We start from the raw sequence: 18,647 nt of genomic DNA on the forward strand, positions 1-18,647 counted from the left end.
ATGGAAATAGAATATTTGGGAAAAACAGAAGTATTATCACTTTCTATTTCTTTTGTTTTTTTCATATTTGTTAAATGTTGAATGCTTGAAAACCATTTTGTTAGATTAGAATAACCGGAGACTGGTTTTCTATCAAGTCATAATTCGCTTCTTATATTTGAGGATTTGTCTTTGAGCTTCGACGTTGATAGTTTCGAAGGCAAGCGATGATTTTCCAGAACCAGAAAAACCCGTAAACAAAACGATTTGATTACGGGGATTTCTATATTCAGGCTTTAATGAAATATTGACAAGATCCTTTGACTATAATCTTACCCATTTTTCTATGCTTGGGGTTTTCGAATATAATGGCTTTGAACGATCTCGTCTAAAAAGACTTTTGACGCTTTGAGTTTAAATCTTCGCGCATTTGGCAAATCCCCAAATAAAGCAGGTCCGCCACCCAGTAGAATAGGCATCGTCGTGATGGTCATTTCATCGATCATGTCTTCAGCTAAAAAGCTTTGAATCGTCAATCCGCCATCAATGTACAAGTTCAAATAGCCTTTGTTATTGATATAATTTGTGATCTCTTGAGGTGCGCCTGATATAAATTCAATTTTTCCTTTTAACTCTTCAGGCACTTCGGTCAGAGAACTGCTCAGTACAAACACAGGTTTCTTATACGGCCATTCAATTCCAAAACCCAAAACAGTCTCGTAGGTATTTCTACCCATCACAATGGCGTCCACTTTTTCCATGAAGGCAGGGATTCCCATATCGATATTTTTTGGATTCGGGATTTCATGCAACCAATCGACTTTGTTGTCTTGATCAGCGATTTTTCCATCTAAACTGCAAGCTATATTTACAAAATTCTTTCCTTTCATATCAATAATTGTTTTTTGCAAAGTTAAGCTTTAAGCTTCCAATAAAATTGTACAGAATTTACCTTTTCAGAAATTGCCTAGGCGTGGCTCCGCAGAACTTCTTAAATACTCGTATGAAATGCGACTGATCATAAAATCCAGCGTCCAATCCAATGTTTATGAGTTTTTCCGAATGGCTATTTTGCAATAGTTGGATAGCGTAATTCACTTGCTTAAGCTTTACGTATTCGTGCGGAGTAAGTACAAAGTGCTTTTTGAATTTCTGTATGAAGCTTTTTTGAGAAATGGAGAGCGACATGTTGAAATCTTTCAAGCTTCCTTTTTCCAAGATGTTTTTTGAGATGTATTTTTCAAACTTATCCAAATCGTTATCCAAAGGCGATTTTTCAAATAATTCCAAAAGGCTTTTCTCTACTTTGTCAATATTGGGTGCGCTTGGCATGAAAAGCTGTTCAAAGAGCAATTCTGAAATATATTCCATCGCTTTCGAACCCAATTTATGGGAAAGCATCCCGTAGCAGAATGGCTTCAAAATTAGTCCGACATTGCCATATGTTCCGGATAGGGTAGTTTGGAAAGGTTGCGTTTTCAGCCCTGATAGAATCTGGTGTCCGTTATTGGAAACTAAGTTTTCCACATTTTGGCCTTCGACCTGAAACGTATCGCCATAGTTGAAAATGAGTTCGGTAAACAGTGCGGCATGATGGCTTGAACTCGTCTCAAGTTTTGACGCTTTCCCGACCCATATCAAGTCAACATATTGATTGAGGGGAAAGCGGGGCTGATATGTTTTTTCGATGATCACAATGGTATTTGACGTTTACAGGAGTGTGAAAAGGTTTCGCTTCTGTGATTCGAAGTAAGTGGAATCGTATTTATTTCTCAATTATCACTTCGAAATATTTCATTTTATATTTAAAATCTGTGCCGACATTTAAAGTCTTACCTCTATACTCCAAAGAAGCATAAGGTTTCATTTTTGTAACCTTAACTTCAATAGTTAGTTTGCTTCTGTGTTTATTTATGATTTCTCCTTCAATTACATAATTATAATCTTCTTCTGTACATATTAGGCAAGGAGTGTAGTAAGTATTTATCTTTTTTTCCGATGATTCTAATCCAAATGGTATTTTTACAGTATCTCCTATATTTAAGTTTTTAAAATCATGTTTATTCGCTCTTATTTTTTCTTTTAATTCTTTATTTATTTTGTCTAGACTTGGTTTGTATTCTTCAAATGCTCTTAAGTAACATATCTGATCATGATTGAAAAGTCCCTTTTTTACAGCATCAGCATGTAGATTACTTAAATTGTCAAACCTTTTCTTACGATGTCGATCAATTTTTCTTGAGCTTCTAGCGTGATGGCGTACATAGTGCATCATTATTATTTCAACTGTATCACAAATGTTCGTTAGCTTTATATCAGTCCACTCCATTCCTATGTATCGAAATAACAAGCTGTCAGTTTCTTGCGGAATGCTAATTTTAAAACGACCATTCATGTCTGTTTTTCCAAGAAGTATATTGTCTGAGTTTTCAATATCTAACATTGGTAATGGTTCTAAATCCTCAGAAATCACTCGTCCAACTATGGTTCGTGTTTGCCCATTGAGATTCAAGTTTAAAAATAGGGTTGCAAGTATTAATATTATCGGAGTTTTCATTTTTACAAGGTTATTAGGGGAGTGGAAGGGGGCTCTGAATAAGTTCACATTTGAGGTGTGAAACCATCGTAAGGTATTATGCTTTGTTAAGTCATTTCATTGGTTTTGTTTTACCCAGTTTGGAATCTCACCTTTAGTTAGAGTATCAATCTTTTTATTTGTGAATTTTATGATTTCTTTGGAAGGAAAAACAACCCCTATGGGATGACCAAAATTCCAAAATTCAAGTTTTCTTCTATCGCCATTTGAGTCTATGATAAATTGACCATCTTCAACTTCATATGAATACCCTTCGAAATAGTATTCTAATCTCTCATAAGTATCAAAGTTATCATCAAGACCATTATTAGACAAGAGTAAAACGGGGTATTGAATTTCTTTAATTTTCCATCTTGAGAGGTATTTATTATGAGTTTTGATTAGCTCATTCAAATTTTTTTGACTAGATAATCGATAAATGTCATCGAATAGATCTTGATCTATTCTATTGAAAATAGATTCTTTTGAATTTGTTATTGGTGGAATAATGTGTGTATGATTATCAATTAGGTAAGGCATAGCTAAGTATCTTCAAAAGTTTAATAAATAGCATCTCATTATTAATTTTATTTATTCTAAGAGTTCATTACTTAGGTTAAAAATTAAGCTCATAAAATTACATTTCAAACAAGATAGAAGATTTTTTTGCCCTTCAAGTGCCAGTTCACAATTCTGTTGTGAAGCAAATATATGTGGAAACTTTGGAGAAAGGCTAATAGGGGAATCAAGTAGCTCGCCCTGTGAAGTTCTCGTCAGAGGTGTGAAAGCAACGTAAAAGCAAAAAAGCAATAGAGAACATTGTGGCGGGTGATTAGGAGGCCACTTTGTTTATTCTCTATTACTTATAGATGATTGTTGATGCTGAAATTCTGGATAAAGAATTGGTTGTTTTTGCTATATCCTTTCGATAAGAATTTATTATTTCAAACCGATGTGTTCTTTTGAAATTTTCCACACACGCTCAATATTTGAGCTGATCAAAGCTTCCGCATTTGGATTCTTTATGTGATCTTCATAAATAAATTTGCCGCTTACATTTTCAAATTCATCAGAGAGAGCCAATCGTAAAATTCTGTCGCCGCCTATTTCTGCTTTAGAAGCGAATAGAAACATATAAGGCACACCAATTATTCTGTCCAAACCTTTTGTTCCATTGTTCAAAAGATTTGTTTTTATAAAGCCGGGGTTGAGTGCATTGACTGTAACTCCTGTGCCTTCCAACTCTTTGGCCAGTCTTCGGGTACACATTATCATAGCCAATTTGGCTTGGCCATATGACTTGAGTAAACTCCAATTTTCGGCAAACTGAAGATCATCGTAATTCATTTTTATCCATCCCGATGTAGCGGAGGATAAGTTTATAATTTTAGAATTATGTGTTTCTTTTATTCTATTAAGCAATAGCTTGGTAAGCAATAAAGGACCTAGATGGTTTATAGCCCAGTTCATTTCAAATCCTTCTTCGCTAGTTTGTCGGGTTCCTACATTTGCGCCAGCGCAATTGATTAGAAAATTAATTTTAGGGCATTTATCTAAGATAATCTCGGAAGCTTTTCTGATACTCTTTTGTGAAGCTAAATCGCAATGCACATAGTATATGTTTTCTTTTTTGGAGATAGCGCTAAGTTCGGAAACTACAGCCTTGGTTTTTGCTTTGTTTCTTCCTAAGAGCATTATTGTCGCGCCCATTTTCGCCAACTTTGTAACCGCCGCTTTACCCAAGCCGTCAGTGCCGCCGGTAAAAACAACCGTTTTGTCTTTTAAATCCATACCCTCAAAGGATTTTTGTCTGATTTCCTTTTTCATTTTCGTATCGTTTAAAATTATAATGCAAAGGTAAGGCGCCAAAGACGGGTGCGCTGTATACAAATTATCTGAGTTTGGATACAATCCTACGATTGCTTTCTAAATCTCATTTTTGCATGAACATCGGTAAAGTCAACTCTTTTAAAATATGTGCGCTGGATATTTTTTTGTGTTTAATTATCTGTATATAAGTTGGTTGTGTTTGGGGTTTATCTGAGCTGAGAAGTCAGAATAGGAATGGTATGAGATACTGAATAGCTTATTTGCCATACATTTGTATGTCTTTCTCTTTCCATTTTTCAATATTTTTGGAGTAATAGTTATTCAGTTTTTCAGAATCATAACTTTTAATATCCTCCATTATTTCATCTCCTAAGTAACTCCAGATATAATATTTGTCTATTTCTGTTAGTTTTTCTAATAACTCAATCTCAGCTTTTTTCGATATTTTTTTGTGCCATATAAATTCAAATAAACCTTCAACAAGCTTTTGTTCAGTATTAATATTATTCTCCACTTTTATTTGCTCTATTATTTTCTGAATTCCTGATTTAAGTAAATTTAGATCAATAGTTTTTAATTCGAATTCAAGAAAGTTGCATAGAGTTTCAGCTGCGTATTCTCTTGTTAGTACTTCTTCTGATTGGATGTCTCTTATTATTCTGTTGAAATACATTTCGATTGGGACTTTCTCGCCAAATGATAGACTGTCTTCTGTTGTTTTTACTATTTTGATATCCCTATCAAGACTAACATTATATGTTGGAACCATCTTTTCCGAGTTCAAATAATTCATTTGAAGGATAATTCCTTCCTTTTCAGGATTCAGAAGTTTTGCTTTATGCCCAATAAAAGTCTTCTCCATTATTAAGGTCTAAATTTGGTTAATAGCCAGAAAATAAACACTAATTAATCACAGTTCAAACAAGGGGCAAGGATTTATTGCCTTTTAGGGCTAGTTCACAATTTTGTTTTGAACTAAATATGCGCGGAATTTTTAGCGAAAGTTGAATCGTAGAATGGTGGAAGCGGCGATGTTACGTTCGCATCTGAGATACGGAACTAGCAAGAATGCCACGGTTGACAGATACAGAGTATTCTTCATTACTTAAATTAGGCATGTAAGTGCTATTTTATGTCTTGATATTGAAAAAAATATTGCAACAGGTTAATTGAATTAAAGTATATAAATAAATTTGATTGATAGTTGTGAAATTTTTTAAATATTAAGCGTTACCTTTGTGAGTATATAAAATTTAAAAAATATGAATAAGGGTACAGTTAAGTTTTTTAACGAAACAAAAGGTTTTGGTTTTATCACTCCTGATAATGGTGGAAGTGACATTTTCGTTCATGTAAGTGGACTAGTTGACGAAATTCGCGAAGGCGACAAAGTAGTTTACGAAACTGAAGAAGGAAAAAAAGGCTTGAATGCTTGTGAAGTAGAGCTAGCATAAGCTTCAAAATAAAACCTCGCTATATATTTAGTGTAGCAATTATTTAAAAGGAATTATAAATTAGGTTGACCTATATTTGTTTTTCCTTTTTTTTAGCTGTTTTAAGTATTAATCAATTCCCTTAAGTTGATTATGAGTCCCTCTCGCTAGGAAGTATGCAAAAGTTCTTAGAGCGCCACTAAAAGAATTACTAAGCTTCATTTTTTTGATTTGTTTACTGACAATATTTTTTAAAAAATTAAGTCGGAATAGTTTCTGACGGCTTTTTAATATTGAATTTAAGATTTCTTTCTGATTATCAAATCGAAACAATTAAGTTTAATCTCACCTTTATCATTAGTTTTTAATGCTTTCTCATCGAGTGAATTAACAAATATCTCGTCTACTAAATTGTATTCAGTAAAGCAAGCATCACTTCCTGTCTCGGGAATATCAATAACCTCTTTGTCTATTCCGACTAATCCATTGTCCGAGCAGAATTTAAGGCACTTAATAGCTTGAGTTATCTGCGCTTTATATTCCAGGTTTTCTTCTTTATTTTCGGAACCCGTTTTCAACTCAGCAATCAAGTCTTTTACCTTCTGCTCCAATAAAGAAATCACCTTATCTATGCTATGCTTGTTTTTTGTGCTCATATAATTTCGGATAAATTTAGATTTTAATTTATAAGATCATTGCAAGACCTTATTACTTTAGCTTTGTTCCTGTAATTGAATTGTAAAAATGCTAAATAGCCGAGAGCTTGAAAAACGATATTTAGATCATCTTATATCTCTTCATTTGATTTGTAATATGTCAGGATGTGAGTAGTAGTGGTTTTACATTCGTTATTAATTCACCGCTACTACTAATGTCATTACGGCTCTAATCTTTATTATATTTCCAATTCTCCTTTCAAAACGATTTGAGCCTTGCTTTTTATGACCATTTTCTCCTTATCCAATAATTCAACTTCCATAAATCCAGTTCTTTCGGAGCATTGAAAAGAATTCATCCTAGATTTGTTTAATTTCTCTCCCCAGTATTTTGCCAAAAAGGTATGCGTTCCTCCTGTTGCTGGATCTTCATTTGTTCCGCTCCAAGGCCAAAAATATCTGGATTCAAAATCAAAACCAGGCTTAGATGAAAGCGCTGTAACAAGCACTCCGTTGATCCCGTTATGGGACTTCTTGAGTTTGTCAAAGTCTGGCGCTAAATTTTTTAATACTTCCGCGCTTTCAATTTCAAGCAAAAGTATGTGCGTTTCAGCATTGTATGCGCTATTGTTTGCTTTTTCAATGCCAAGCGCTTTCAGCAATTCCATTGGAGCTTCATCAGGCACAGTTTCATATATCGGGAACCTCATTTTGATGAAACCTTCTTCCAGTTCTATCGGTAGTTTCAAGTTCTGAATGTTCACAAAAGTGATGGAGTCTTGTCCGAATTTTTCGAAAAGAACTTTTGAAGAGGCAAGAGTCGCGTGTCCGCACAAGGGAATTTCCATTACAGGAGAAAAGTATCTGATTGGATATTCGTTATTTTCATTCAGCTCTCCGATAAATGCCGTTTCCGACAATCCCAATTCTTTAGCGATTAAGAGCATCTCCGAATCAGCAAGTTCATCTTTCAATAGGCAGACACCAGCCGGATTTCCTTTGAAAGGTTGATCGGTGAATGAGTCAACAATATAGGTTTCTAGTTTTTTCATTTAGCTTTAGTCGAGGTAGTGCTTAGTTTCTAAATTACAGGAGATTTTTTGATTTTTTTCAAGATATAATATGTTTTTCAAATCAAAAAGAGTCGTTTGAAAATTTTATCAAACTTTATCGAAATGAATAAAAAATAACGGTTAATACTCATAGAATGCAAATGTGAAATTCATATTGATAATTGAATAAAAAGTGCAATATCGTATGTTCCTGATAATAAAAATTAACAATTGCTGTTATACATGCTTTTTCGTGTCTCGTAATTAGATCATTTGTTTACCCATGAATCAATTTTATCTATGAACCAATTATCGTCGATTTTTATTAGAGATAGATGGTTTTTACCCCAATGGTATTTTTTATTTTTGTTGGGTTCGATATCAAAATAGCTAATTGTGACTAACACTGAATTTGGATTAACGAATTTTACACTATCGATTTTTATACCGTCAATTGGTTCCTGTCCTCCAATCCATCGATAATAGTTTCCAAAGTCACAGTTTGCCTTTTCATAATCATCTAAATCCGTAAATAATGTCTTTTGAAAATCCATGTATTTTCAAATTTTCAATATATAGAGAGTAATCAAGTGTTGTCATCCCGTTTTTAGATTCGATAAATCTTGGCTGAAAGCCATAGTTATTCTTAGCCTTAATCGAACTTAAATACCAATCATAAAACCCGTTTACAATCTGAGTGATTTTAATTGAATTAACATTTATATTTTTGGAAGCATTAAGATTGCTTGTAAGTCCAAGTATAAGAATTAATGCCAATATTGGATAAATTATATGTTTCATTGCTCTTTTGATTTTTTACACAATGTTTTATGCAGTCTATTTCAATTTTTTAAATCAACTTTTAATATTATTGCAGGAGTTTGATTTAATAGGCAAGCGCTTGAGATTCGAAATGAGCTAAAATATATTATTTAAAGACGTTATTAATTTTTTGCTCAGTATAAATTTTTTTTACCTTCCATTTAGGAATTCCATTTTTTTCAAATTGAGTTAGGATTTTATGAATTAATTGGTCGGTTATTTCTTTGAAATTAAGCTCTGCTATTAGATAAATTGTAGTGTTTCTGCCTTTAGATTTAACGATAATGTATTTTTCGGTTTTAGTTTTTCTGAGTCTTAATAAATAATTATTTTTCTTATTATAGCACCAAAAATCAAACTCATCTCCAATCTTAACTTGTGAAGAATTTTCATGAATATGTAAAAATTCCCAATCTCCGATTTTACGATCATAACCTTGATTCCAGAGTAGCCTTGACTTGAAGCTTCTTAGTTGTTTTTTTCGCGTTCTTGATATGATGCTCATTTTATTTCATTATTGATAAGGTTTAATGAATAGCTTTTTAATATACATTTAGCTTGTGATGAGCTCTTGAGTTTTTTACAATTGAATTTTATGTATTGCATCTTTTTTGCACGATTTTATAACTGTGGATTTGATATGCGGGACTTGTTAAACGGCTAATTTACAATACTCCGTATTATCTGTATTCTTCTATTTTGAACTTCTTCTGTCTTTGCAAAGTCTCTCCATCAACTTTTTCAATGGAAATAACTTTTTTGCAAATTTGCAATTTGTCATTTAGTCGCTCAGTTATTAATTTTAATCTGATTTTTTGCTTGCTGTCAATCAAATCCTGATAGCTGTACTTAGTTATTGGCTCATATTCTTCTGGTGTCATATATACGATGAAAGTAGAATCGGAATCGGTTTTGATATACACGAATGGGCTTTGAATCAAATCGTTTTTTTCTAATAATTCGATATGAAACTTTCCAATTGAGTCTCTTTTTATTAGTTCTTCGATGCCAAGACTGTCTCTTAACTTAATGTAATTTTGGTAGTGCCTTTCAGGTAAGCCATAAAGGCTTCCAAGTTTCAACCAAGTATAGTATAAATCGCCTTCTAAATTCGGCTTTTCTTTTGATTTGATCTGGCAACCAAATCCAATTAAAATTGACCCTAAAATTATTATTAAGTTTTTCATTTTGTACTCATTACAGATAATAACACGAACATCATTTGTTGTATTAATATTTTTGTTTCAATTGAAAAGTACTTATTAGAAATCATATTGCGAAGGTGAATAAAAGGTTTTAGCCTTACCTTCTGTGGTTAAATTATGAAATTTCCTTTTATAATAAAATTATCATATCATTTTACTCTTCTTTAGATTCATTATACAAGTACACATTTTGAAAAAGATTGGATGGTACGGTGGTTCGATATATTTTATTTGAAATGTATTTGTTTCAATTAAAATAAAATCAAAGGTCGTGTTATACTGGGTAAGCTCTGATATAATGTGTCGGGGGGAGATTCTTGTTTTGAGTGAATTTGAAACAAACTACTTCAGAGCTATTGTATAGGCTGGAACACTTGCCTTTGCATCCAACGAAACATTGAAGGAGCAAGGCCTGTTTTCTATTAAAATTGCTTGAGGGAAGCAGAGGAAGGTATTCTCATGTTCATTCTTTAAGGCAATATGAATATTTATGATAGAGGATGCAGGATTTATTTCTGTCTTGAAAATCCAAATAAGTATTTGCAGTTATGGGAAAATTCAATATCAAAGAACATTTCGAAGCATTTTGCAAGGAGATAGGGATGAACAGCCATAGCGCTGGGGTTAAAAGTTTGGTTTTCAAAGGCGAAGACCCTGTATTGCCGGATAAACTAAGGCTTGGAGCGATCTATGCTATACCGGCCGCTGCCCAAGCGACTCAAATTGCGGATATTTGGCATATTAGAACCGGAAGGTCGCAAGATATAGAAGTTGACTTGGCTCAGGGAGCTCCTATGATTTCGGATATTCCTTTCACGACGCTCAATGGACGTCCGTATTTTAACCAGTTTGTAACCACTCCCAACGGATACAATTGCCCATTTTTTTACAAATTTTATCCCACAAAAGACAAGCGCTTGTTTGTGCCGGTGGGCTTTTATCCGCACATGGAGCGCGCATGGTCAGAATTTCTGAATTGTCCCGCCACAGATGAAGCCGTGAAAAATGCCATCAAAGAATGGAATGCGGAAGAACTTCAAGAAGCCTGCAATGCGATAGGGCTTGTAGGCAGTTATGTCAGGACAAAAGATGAATGGTACAATACTAAATTAGGGAAAGAGCTGCAACAAGTGCCCGTTGTTAAAATCACCAAAATAGCGGATGGAGTGCCTATTCCATGGACGGAACATCCATCTCGCCCATTGTCAGGAATTAGAGTATTGGGAGATACCCACGAGATAATGGCGCCAATCATCACGCACACATTAGCGAATCAAGGGGCCGATGGCCTGCAAGTGTCAGACCCCAACGAGTATTGGCATGAATTCGTGTACATGAACTGTTTGCCCGGAGTGAGGCAAGCGTATATTGATCTGGAAGATGATCAAGACAAACAAACATTTCATAACTTGGCTATGCATGCCGATGTATTTGTGGAAAATTTTAGAACTCAAGGAAAAATAGCTCAGCAAAATTTTGTGGAGAATAAACTAGTGCCCGGACATCGAGGCTTGATTTACGTGAAAGCGCATGGTTATTCGTATGATGGCATGACTTGGAATGATCGAGGTTGCTTTGATCCATTGGCTATTCCTTGCACTGGAGTAGCCGCTTTGGAGGGTACGCTTGAGCAACCTAAATATTCGTTTGGGAATCTACTGAACGATGGCATATCCGGTCTTTGCGCAGTTCCTGGGATACTTGAAGCGTTAAAGCGAAGAGCCACAGAGGGAGGATCCTACAAAGTTGAAGTTTCGCTTTGCAAGACATCCATGTGGTGCATGGATTTGGGCGCGTTTGAAAAAACTCCTGATGTGTCTATGCCTCACCCAAGAATGTTGGAAATCAATGGAAATGTTGGAAAGATGATTCGACCTTCTTCCGCTATTTTTTATTCAGAAACGGAAGATCGTTGGTCGCATGGCATCAGTTATCGTGGGGCTGATAAAGCAGAGTGGAAGTGATAAACTTACAGATATGAAAGTTTATGGCTTTCTATTTTGATTGGGTTTGAAGGCTATTCGGAGGCTTAGTTATTATTGATATTTTTTCTTTTGTCCAATTCTTCTTCGAAATCTAGCCGACTTCTTTTACAAGACCTCCTTGCTTTATTGAAAATCGAAATTTCTTCACTCTCTCTTAAATATTGGATTACGAATGCTAATTCCTCTTCGGTTAATTCATTCGGACTTTTTAATCTTAAATCAATATTAAAGTCTGTGTCTGGATAGATTTCATTTTCTATTCCCTTAAATTTCTGCTTGTCTGTCGGTTTGATTTCCACTAATTCAAAATGATTGCTATCAAGAGAGTCAAATTCAACCAGCTTCAAATATTCCTGATCTATGCTTTGGTCTATCATGATCTTTCCTCCTCCAGCCCAATGTCGATCTTGGCCATTTTTTTTCACACCCGAAATCCAATATTCATCTTCTGATTCCAGATCATAGTGATTGCCTGATATACCTCCTGACTTTAGTTTTTTTAGTGATTTTCCGTTGAAATAGACAGTTTGCCCGGATTTGGAAAATTCTACTTTCCCAATCCAAGCAGGACCATTGCCGGAATAACCACTTTTAAGCTCAATATATTTTATTTCAGATTTCATATGTCTATGCTTTTCGTCTTGATAGGAGTTGGAAAAATTAGTTAGAATTACTCCTTGTAATTATAGTGTTTTTTACTTTTCTAGTAGTTCTTTAATTTCAAATGTTTCGTTCTTAAAAACGTTTAAGTAGTTGTCAAGATCAACAAAATCAACGGTTAAATCTTCAAAATTTGACGCAGCGCTCATAGAGCCGACTTGCTTACTGATTTCTTTAAATTTGAGAGTTCCAATTTTTGAGAATTTATTCGAAATTTTAATTAAATCTTCGTGCTCAATGCCTGTCATGCTCATGCCAATTTGATAGCTACCTGTTTTTTCAGCTTCTCTTTTCAAGATTTCGTCAATTCCTCCTTGTTTTTGTATTTCATTAAAATCCATAGAAAGGATTTTTGTCATATCCATACCAGAGCCAGAAGGAATTTTGGACCCTATTATTTTACTTTTTTCTATATCCTGAATTGTTGGCTTAATCGTATCTTCGAATATAATTTTACCAAATTTATAGCTGCATTCTCCGCGATATTGAGAAATGTCTAAAATTATAGTTGCGTAAAAATGATTATTGGCAAGCTGAAAGGTTAATACATCATTTACCTCAAAAATAAAGTGCTCGATTTTTTTGTACTTTTTTCTTTCACGAATCTTTGGGTTAGGCGAATTAATTTTGTCCCAAAGTTTGTCAAGTTCTTTTTGTCTAGCCTTTCCCTCAGTTTCATGACATTCTTCTGTCCAAACTTTTACACAAGCTTCTTTTTCGATAACATATTTAACCTCTTGAATTATATCTGGTGTTATGCCTCCAATTTCCCAAAATGCAAGTGCGTAGGCAGTAGTGTAAATTTCATAGTCAAAGTCATCATAATAGTCAGGCTGTGGAAATGGAATTTGAATTCTTATGGTTTCAATTGACGCTCCTTCATCATATAAATCCATTATTCCCCAATATGTATCATGGGCTGTGTCTCCATCAATTATTTCTACTCCATCTGTTGCCATGCTTTTATGTTTAAGATCTTATAGTTGGTTAATGTTAATCATTTTCTAGTCAATGTCAAATCATTAATCTTGGCTAGATTTCTGATTTGATTTAATAATCTTATTTGAAGGTAAAAATATATTTTATTTATTGAAATGAGTTTGTGAACTATTCTTGATAATATCATCAAATTTAGCCGATATTAATAAATAATGGGGATTTTTCATGGTTGTTAGGCTGTCTTTAAATTTAATTTTAATAATGTTAAATATTAATTTACACGCCTCAATGTCACTGTGAATAATGTCTGGAAAGATGCCGAATCAATAGGATGAAGAACCTTTTTATACCTTAAACTATCAGCCGAGTATCTAGTTGAAAAGATGCGGATTTGGAGAAAATGTGATGATATCAAATGCCTTTAGTTTTTAAGGAATCGGAAAATAAACCTTCTAAGGAAAATGCTTCAGGCAGTGAAGGCGTTTTAAGAACTCCATCCGCTATTGGTTTTTCCTGTCAACAAACACCTATTCAGGCATTGTTTACGAGCAAAGAGTATCTGGAAGATCAGGAATCCAAGAAGTCTCCTTATAAGTACAGAGTCAAGGATATCGCAAAACTTTTGGACAAGTATCATGAGGTTGCGGATGAGAGAGCCACGGACCTTTCGGAGCAAGACAGGATTAAGATGCGCTTGATCAAACTGCATTTTATAGAGCTTGCCGTATATGAATGGTCACGTGAGAATAAGATTCCTTATGAGGACAGATTTGTCTATCCCAATCTGCATATGCAACAAGAGGCGCTTAGGCAGGTTCAGTTGGAGCGGATAGAAATTATGAAAATCCTTCGCGCTAACAGGGAAATGATGCCTCCCTTTTATATTCTTTACAATCCATTGGCTTCATCAACTTTTGCGAGAAAAGAAGAAGAAAATGAAATGGCAGCTCATTTTGCCCCTGTATGGAAATACTTGGTGGATGGTGGAATAAGGTGCTCTGACGAAGCTGCGACTCCCAGAGATGTGTTGGAGACTGAGTTGATGGCAAATTTGTCAAGCATGCTGTTGACCGGAACTGGAAAATACCTTTTAGATAATCTTCACGCTGCGCAAAACGCTCGCGTTGACTTCAAGCGACAAAGACACCTCGATAGTTTTAAGAAGAACTTGTATTTGGTCAATAAAAAGATTTCCAGATACAGAGACAAAGATCCTGAGCCTCAAGTCACGGGAAAGTGGGTGAATACGGAGTTTATCTTTGAAATGCCGTTTGCTTGGGAGCTGGGAAGGTATATGTCTCCGGCCAAAAGGAGAAAACCAACTCAGTCTAGATATGATTCGCAATTGTGTTTTCATCCGCCAAGCCTGCAATTGGCTTTGATTATGCAGAAGTACCTGCAGATGATGTCTGGAGTTGTTGGATTTGAAGGCCAATGGAGAGATCAGCTTCGCAAAGGCGATCAATCTAAGGAACTGGCGGAAGAGTATTGCTTGCCTGATTTTGCGAAGATGGATAGATTGCCTATAGTGGACACGATGCAGTTTGACACACCTGAAAAGGATGACTGGATGCTCATTGAGCTGGAGCGGTCCTTATCAGCACCATTGGAACAATTTGACCTGACTTTGCCTCAGCCCTATGCCAAAGCGGGACAAAAACCGGGAGATTCTTTGGTCAAAGGGCTTCGCACATCCGTGATGAAATCCGAAGTCGCTAAAGTCTACCCAACGAATGCCAATGATGAATCGCTATTCATGCAGTCATTTGGCCATGCCAAGCCAAGGATCGTCAGAGATTTTGATTCTCCGGCGTTTGAGTGGTTGGGAAAAGATTCGGATTCTTTTTTCAGAGGAACGTTGGTAAAAGAGCCTCTTGATAAAATGGAGGGCAAAGTGCAGGTGAACTTGCCTTCGCATCAAGGAAACAGGTCTGCTGTATTTATATTGAGAGATGAATCGGGTAATGAATTGGTGGTTAAGTTTTTGAAAGAAGGCTCATTTTCCGAGGACGCAAGCAAAGAAGCATTTTCCGCCAATTTTCTGAAGGCTTTTGGCACTCCGTCCTTAAGGTCTCAAGCTTGTGTCATGCTCAGGCCTGATGATCCAAAATGGGAAAGATTGAATGGCCAATTGGAAACGAGTCCTAATGCGCAGAAATTTTCCTTAGAATTCAAAGCCTCATTTGCCAAGCGTCTGCCATATATTCTTATTATGGAAAAAGCAGGAGGGAAGCCTTTGAATCCTGTAAAACAACAATATGGAGAATCGCCTCGCTTTTTGCAGATAGCAGGAGAGTTGTCCTTCTTTGATCTATTGTTTGGAAATCATGACAGAGTAATCAGCGGGATATATGCTATGAATCTGCATCATGACCCGGAATTAAATCAGATGCATGTTGTTGACCATATACTTAATGTGCCCGGAATGGCTTACTGTATTCAAAGCGCTCAAGGGTACCGTGCGAATATGGGAAGAGAGACGGAAAACTTTGAAAACGATCCTGCTTTCAAAACAACTGTAATGGGCGATTTTGAAAGGGTATTGGCAGATATGTATCAAGCATTTATCTCTGGGGAAAACACAAGCTTATCCCAATGGGCAAGGTTTAAGTCTAATGAAAGCCCTATGGACAGAGTTCACTTTATGGATTGCAATAGTTTTGACATAGGGATTGTTACCTCAGCATTGAGTCTATTGAGAATGAATAAACAGATAGAAGTCTTGATACAACAACAGTTCACTGGCAAGGATGACAAAGTCCTTTTTTTCTTGGAGCTTTGCAGAGCGGTCAATCAAGTCACCAAGAATCATGAAGAACAATTAAAAGCGGAATTGCATAGCCGAAAATCTAAAGGAGCGAGTTAGTGGATATATTTACGCCAATCATAAATTATCAGATGCTTTTTGCTTTTCCAGTATTTTAACAATTCTGCCGTTTATGATTTCCGACAAGTTCCAATTGTATAGCTTAGGATCTGTTGTGCTGTAGAATTCAATAACTACCGCATCAAGGTCTTTGTGGTATTTGGCAAAACTTTGGTATCCCGGCACCCATCCGGCATGTTCGTATTTGTATATGGAATCGTATATCTCTTGCTCACCCGGCTTAAACAATGAACCGTCATTCAATGCTCTCAAGAAAGCGCCGACATCTTCAGCGGAGGCCAGCATGCCGTGTTCGTCAGCTTTCAAGTCAAAGGGATGTCCGACATGATAACCGCTCATCACATGGTCCATATTAACTTCGCTTAATGAGCTGAAGGTATTTTTGAGCTTTAAAGGCGACAAGACTTTTTCTTGGATGAATTGAAAATTACCATAGCCCAGGACATTGTCCATGATCTTATTGATTAGAAGATAATTTGTATTGCAATACTCATAGTCTTCGTCAGGCTCAAAATTGGAAGGCTTGTCCATAATCAATGCCAGACTTTCTTCATAGCTTTGCGTAGGAGATGCCCAGAAATTTGGAGTATCCGTGAAATTCGGAATACCGCTTCTGTGCTGTATCATCATTCTCAAAGTGATTTTATCCGAATTTTCGATTCTTCCGACGAGCTCGGGCAAGTAGTCAGCGATTGTATGGTCGAGGGAAAGTTTACCATCATGCACCAATTTGGCAACGGCTACAGCGTCATACAACTTGCTGATGCTGGCAATCTTGAATAAAGCATGCGGGTTGGCAGGAGTTTTGGACTCTCGATTGTGCCAACCGGAAGCAAAGTATTTTGGCGGTTGGCCCGCTTGGTCCACATAGGCGATCATGCCGTCAAAACCATGGCCAATGGCTTGATTCAATTGCTCTTGAATGGTGTCGGGTAGGGGCAAGAGCCAAGCTTTTACCAAAAGCCATGGTACGAAAAACAGAGACACGACTGTACCAATTAACAATGATAACCTTATTATTAGTTTTGTTTTTTTCTTTGTCATATGATCTTGAGATAAAGGGATTTTGAATGCTAGCAACAAAGACTATAAATCAATGCAAAGCTTAATAAAAAAATCAATCAACTCGATATATTATTACTTTGGAGCATATCTACTTTAAAACCTTTTCAAGATATAAATATATTTTATCAATTGGAATAGAGTTGAAATATATCACTGTCAATCAGAGCTGTATTTAAAAAACTACAAGAATCCAGCATCAAAAAGAATAGTGTATCCAATAGCAGAACTCATAGAAATTGAGTTTAGTCAATACTGCATTTGTATTGGGCTTTGAGAGCTGTATGAAGGCTTAGTTGTTGGCATTAGTAATTTCTAATTTCTTCTTGTTTTTTCTTATAATTTTTTGTGAAATATCTAATAATTCTTTGATTGCAGATGTATTATTAAACTTGTATCTGTCTCTGTTTTTTCTAAATTCTATATCAATTTCGTACCAAATTTCATCATCATCTTTTGGTTCTCTAAAGGCATAATCTCGAACAGATATTTCTTGAATTTCATTTGATAAAAATGAGAAGTTATAGTATTTGTAATGATTAGTTTTCATTTCAAACCAAGTTGAATCTCGTCTGTCTAATAATAATGGATATTGTATTTTTGTTGTATCTAATTTGATAGAATTAACTTTAATAAAATCAAATAGGTTATTTTTCCATTTCTTAATAGTTATTGTATTTGAATTTCCACAAATATTGAATCTCTTGATATGAAATCCATTATCATTTTTCCAAATTATATATTTATTTTTGGGGTTTCCGCTATTTGGGTATTCTTCACATGGAGAATTAACTACTATACAACCAGTACAATTGTCATCAAATACAATTATTAAGTTACTTGTATCTGTACTTAGAGAATCAAGAAATTCATTTGATTGAGCATATAATCCAGTTAAGTTTATTGCAAATAATATGATTAATGATGCTATTTTCATTTTAATAAATGTTAACGGTTTATGTAAGTTTCGCTTTTTGTGTTGCACCTTCGGAAAAAAGTGAAACTTACACCTTGTTCGCAAACGTATTATTTAATATCTCGTTAGTAAAAATGTCATTTCTCTTTTTTTAATTTCTAATAATTCTTTGAAACTCAATTTTTCACCAATATTTACAAATTCGTAATTATAAGCTAAGCATTCAAAAGTTTCGTCTCTAAAAAAAAGAATATAATGTTTTAGGTTATTTATATTTATTTCATCTTGATTCAATAATATTTTTTCATCTTTCGGGAAATTTTTCTCCCAATCAGATTGTTTTAATTCGTAGAAATCATAAAATTCTAAATCTTTAGAATTATACCTAAATTGATTTCTATAAAATTCATCTGAATTCGGCTTTCCTAATCTAAATTTAAAACAATTATTAAATGATATTATTCCAATATCGTCATCATTTATATTTTTATGAATAAATGGATTTAAATAAAATATTAACTCTAAATTTTTAGAATTTTTAAATAAAGTTTGATAGGGTGCATTTGGTTCAGGCGACCAATCAATATTGATTTTTTCAAATTTCATTTTTCAATGTTTGTCAACAATTTGTATATGGCAAGTAGGT

Annotated in this window: 20 protein-coding genes; 3 read left to right on the plus strand and 17 right to left on the minus strand. The window is 34.8% G+C overall.

Features of this window, described 5'->3' with window-relative positions; translation table 11 throughout:
• Positions 1–323: 323 nt before the first annotated feature.
• The 6 genes from AABK36_RS06865 to AABK36_RS06890 all read right to left on the minus strand — a co-directional run bounded on the left by AABK36_RS06865 (position 324) and on the right by AABK36_RS06890 (position 5,246).
• A complete protein-coding gene (locus tag AABK36_RS06865) occupies positions 324–869 on the minus strand; it encodes a dihydrofolate reductase family protein (RefSeq protein WP_309941598.1) in 546 nt (181 codons plus the stop codon).
• Positions 870–927: 58 nt separating this feature from the next.
• Positions 928–1,674, minus strand: a complete 747-nt coding sequence (locus tag AABK36_RS06870) for a helix-turn-helix domain-containing protein (RefSeq protein WP_309941600.1) — start codon at positions 1,672–1,674, stop codon at positions 928–930.
• 70 nt (positions 1,675–1,744) lie between these two features.
• Complete coding sequence (locus AABK36_RS06875) at positions 1,745–2,536, minus strand: hypothetical protein (protein ID WP_309941601.1); 792 nt, start codon at positions 2,534–2,536, stop codon at positions 1,745–1,747.
• Positions 2,537–2,632: 96 nt separating this feature from the next.
• On the minus strand, positions 2,633–3,094 hold the full coding sequence (locus AABK36_RS06880) for a hypothetical protein (RefSeq protein ID WP_309941602.1): 462 nt from the start codon (positions 3,092–3,094) through the stop codon (positions 2,633–2,635).
• A 399-nt stretch (positions 3,095–3,493) separates the two neighbouring features.
• Complete coding sequence (locus AABK36_RS06885; protein ID WP_309941603.1) at positions 3,494–4,381, minus strand: SDR family NAD(P)-dependent oxidoreductase; 888 nt, start codon at positions 4,379–4,381, stop codon at positions 3,494–3,496.
• A 259-nt stretch (positions 4,382–4,640) separates the two neighbouring features.
• On the minus strand, positions 4,641–5,246 hold the full coding sequence (locus tag AABK36_RS06890) for a hypothetical protein (protein WP_309941606.1): 606 nt from the start codon (positions 5,244–5,246) through the stop codon (positions 4,641–4,643).
• Between the two features lie 400 nt (positions 5,247–5,646).
• Between AABK36_RS06890 and AABK36_RS06895 the strand changes: the two genes are divergently transcribed.
• Complete coding sequence (locus tag AABK36_RS06895) at positions 5,647–5,838, plus strand: cold-shock protein (RefSeq protein ID WP_309941607.1); 192 nt, start codon at positions 5,647–5,649, stop codon at positions 5,836–5,838.
• 108 nt (positions 5,839–5,946) lie between these two features.
• Here the strand turns inward: AABK36_RS06895 and AABK36_RS25390 are convergent, their stop codons facing one another.
• The 6 genes from AABK36_RS25390 to AABK36_RS06920 all read right to left on the minus strand — a co-directional run bounded on the left by AABK36_RS25390 (position 5,947) and on the right by AABK36_RS06920 (position 9,534).
• Positions 5,947–6,039 carry a DUF7677 family protein gene (locus tag AABK36_RS25390; protein ID WP_421722708.1) on the minus strand — a complete coding sequence of 31 codons (93 nt, stop codon included), beginning with the start codon at positions 6,037–6,039 and terminating at the stop codon, positions 5,947–5,949.
• Between the two features lie 77 nt (positions 6,040–6,116).
• Complete coding sequence (locus tag AABK36_RS06900) at positions 6,117–6,473, minus strand: hypothetical protein (protein ID WP_309941609.1); 357 nt, start codon at positions 6,471–6,473, stop codon at positions 6,117–6,119.
• A gap of 239 nt (positions 6,474–6,712) precedes the next feature.
• Positions 6,713–7,525, minus strand: coding sequence for a PhzF family phenazine biosynthesis protein (locus AABK36_RS06905; protein WP_309941612.1), 813 nt, complete (start codon positions 7,523–7,525; stop codon positions 6,713–6,715).
• Positions 7,526–7,794: 269 nt separating this feature from the next.
• Positions 7,795–8,079 carry a hypothetical protein gene (locus AABK36_RS06910; protein WP_309941614.1) on the minus strand — a complete coding sequence of 95 codons (285 nt, stop codon included), beginning with the start codon at positions 8,077–8,079 and terminating at the stop codon, positions 7,795–7,797.
• A 374-nt stretch (positions 8,080–8,453) separates the two neighbouring features.
• The gene (locus AABK36_RS06915) at positions 8,454–8,852 is read right to left on the minus strand and encodes a hypothetical protein (protein WP_309941616.1); all 399 of its coding nucleotides are present in this window, start codon (positions 8,850–8,852) and stop codon (positions 8,454–8,456) included.
• A gap of 175 nt (positions 8,853–9,027) precedes the next feature.
• Positions 9,028–9,534, minus strand: coding sequence for a hypothetical protein (locus tag AABK36_RS06920; RefSeq protein ID WP_309941619.1), 507 nt, complete (start codon positions 9,532–9,534; stop codon positions 9,028–9,030).
• 566 nt (positions 9,535–10,100) lie between these two features.
• Between AABK36_RS06920 and AABK36_RS06925 the strand changes: the two genes are divergently transcribed.
• Positions 10,101–11,516, plus strand: a complete 1,416-nt coding sequence (locus AABK36_RS06925; RefSeq protein WP_309941623.1) for a CoA transferase — start codon at positions 10,101–10,103, stop codon at positions 11,514–11,516.
• A 65-nt stretch (positions 11,517–11,581) separates the two neighbouring features.
• Here the strand turns inward: AABK36_RS06925 and AABK36_RS06930 are convergent, their stop codons facing one another.
• Complete coding sequence (locus tag AABK36_RS06930; RefSeq protein WP_309941625.1) at positions 11,582–12,160, minus strand: hypothetical protein; 579 nt, start codon at positions 12,158–12,160, stop codon at positions 11,582–11,584.
• Between the two features lie 72 nt (positions 12,161–12,232).
• The gene (locus tag AABK36_RS06935; RefSeq protein ID WP_309941628.1) at positions 12,233–13,156 is read right to left on the minus strand and encodes a hypothetical protein; all 924 of its coding nucleotides are present in this window, start codon (positions 13,154–13,156) and stop codon (positions 12,233–12,235) included.
• A gap of 395 nt (positions 13,157–13,551) precedes the next feature.
• Here AABK36_RS06935 and AABK36_RS06940 point away from each other — a divergent pair, with 395 nt between their 5' ends.
• Positions 13,552–16,002, plus strand: coding sequence for a hypothetical protein (locus tag AABK36_RS06940; protein ID WP_309941629.1), 2,451 nt, complete (start codon positions 13,552–13,554; stop codon positions 16,000–16,002).
• Between the two features lie 18 nt (positions 16,003–16,020).
• On the opposite strand, the gene AABK36_RS06945 is transcribed toward AABK36_RS06940, so the two are convergent.
• The 3 genes from AABK36_RS06945 to AABK36_RS06955 all read right to left on the minus strand — a co-directional run bounded on the left by AABK36_RS06945 (position 16,021) and on the right by AABK36_RS06955 (position 18,607).
• A complete protein-coding gene (locus AABK36_RS06945) occupies positions 16,021–17,067 on the minus strand; it encodes a serine hydrolase domain-containing protein (RefSeq protein ID WP_309941631.1) in 1,047 nt (348 codons plus the stop codon).
• 310 nt (positions 17,068–17,377) lie between these two features.
• Positions 17,378–18,022 (minus strand): hypothetical protein, encoded by a 645-nt coding sequence (locus AABK36_RS06950; RefSeq protein WP_309941634.1) that lies wholly within the window; start codon positions 18,020–18,022, stop codon positions 17,378–17,380.
• Positions 18,023–18,115: 93 nt separating this feature from the next.
• Positions 18,116–18,607 (minus strand): hypothetical protein, encoded by a 492-nt coding sequence (locus tag AABK36_RS06955; protein ID WP_309941636.1) that lies wholly within the window; start codon positions 18,605–18,607, stop codon positions 18,116–18,118.
• Positions 18,608–18,647: the final 40 nt, after the last annotated feature.

This window comes from Aureibacter tunicatorum (assembly GCF_036492635.1).
Classification (GTDB): domain Bacteria; phylum Bacteroidota; class Bacteroidia; order Cytophagales; family Cyclobacteriaceae; genus Aureibacter; species Aureibacter tunicatorum.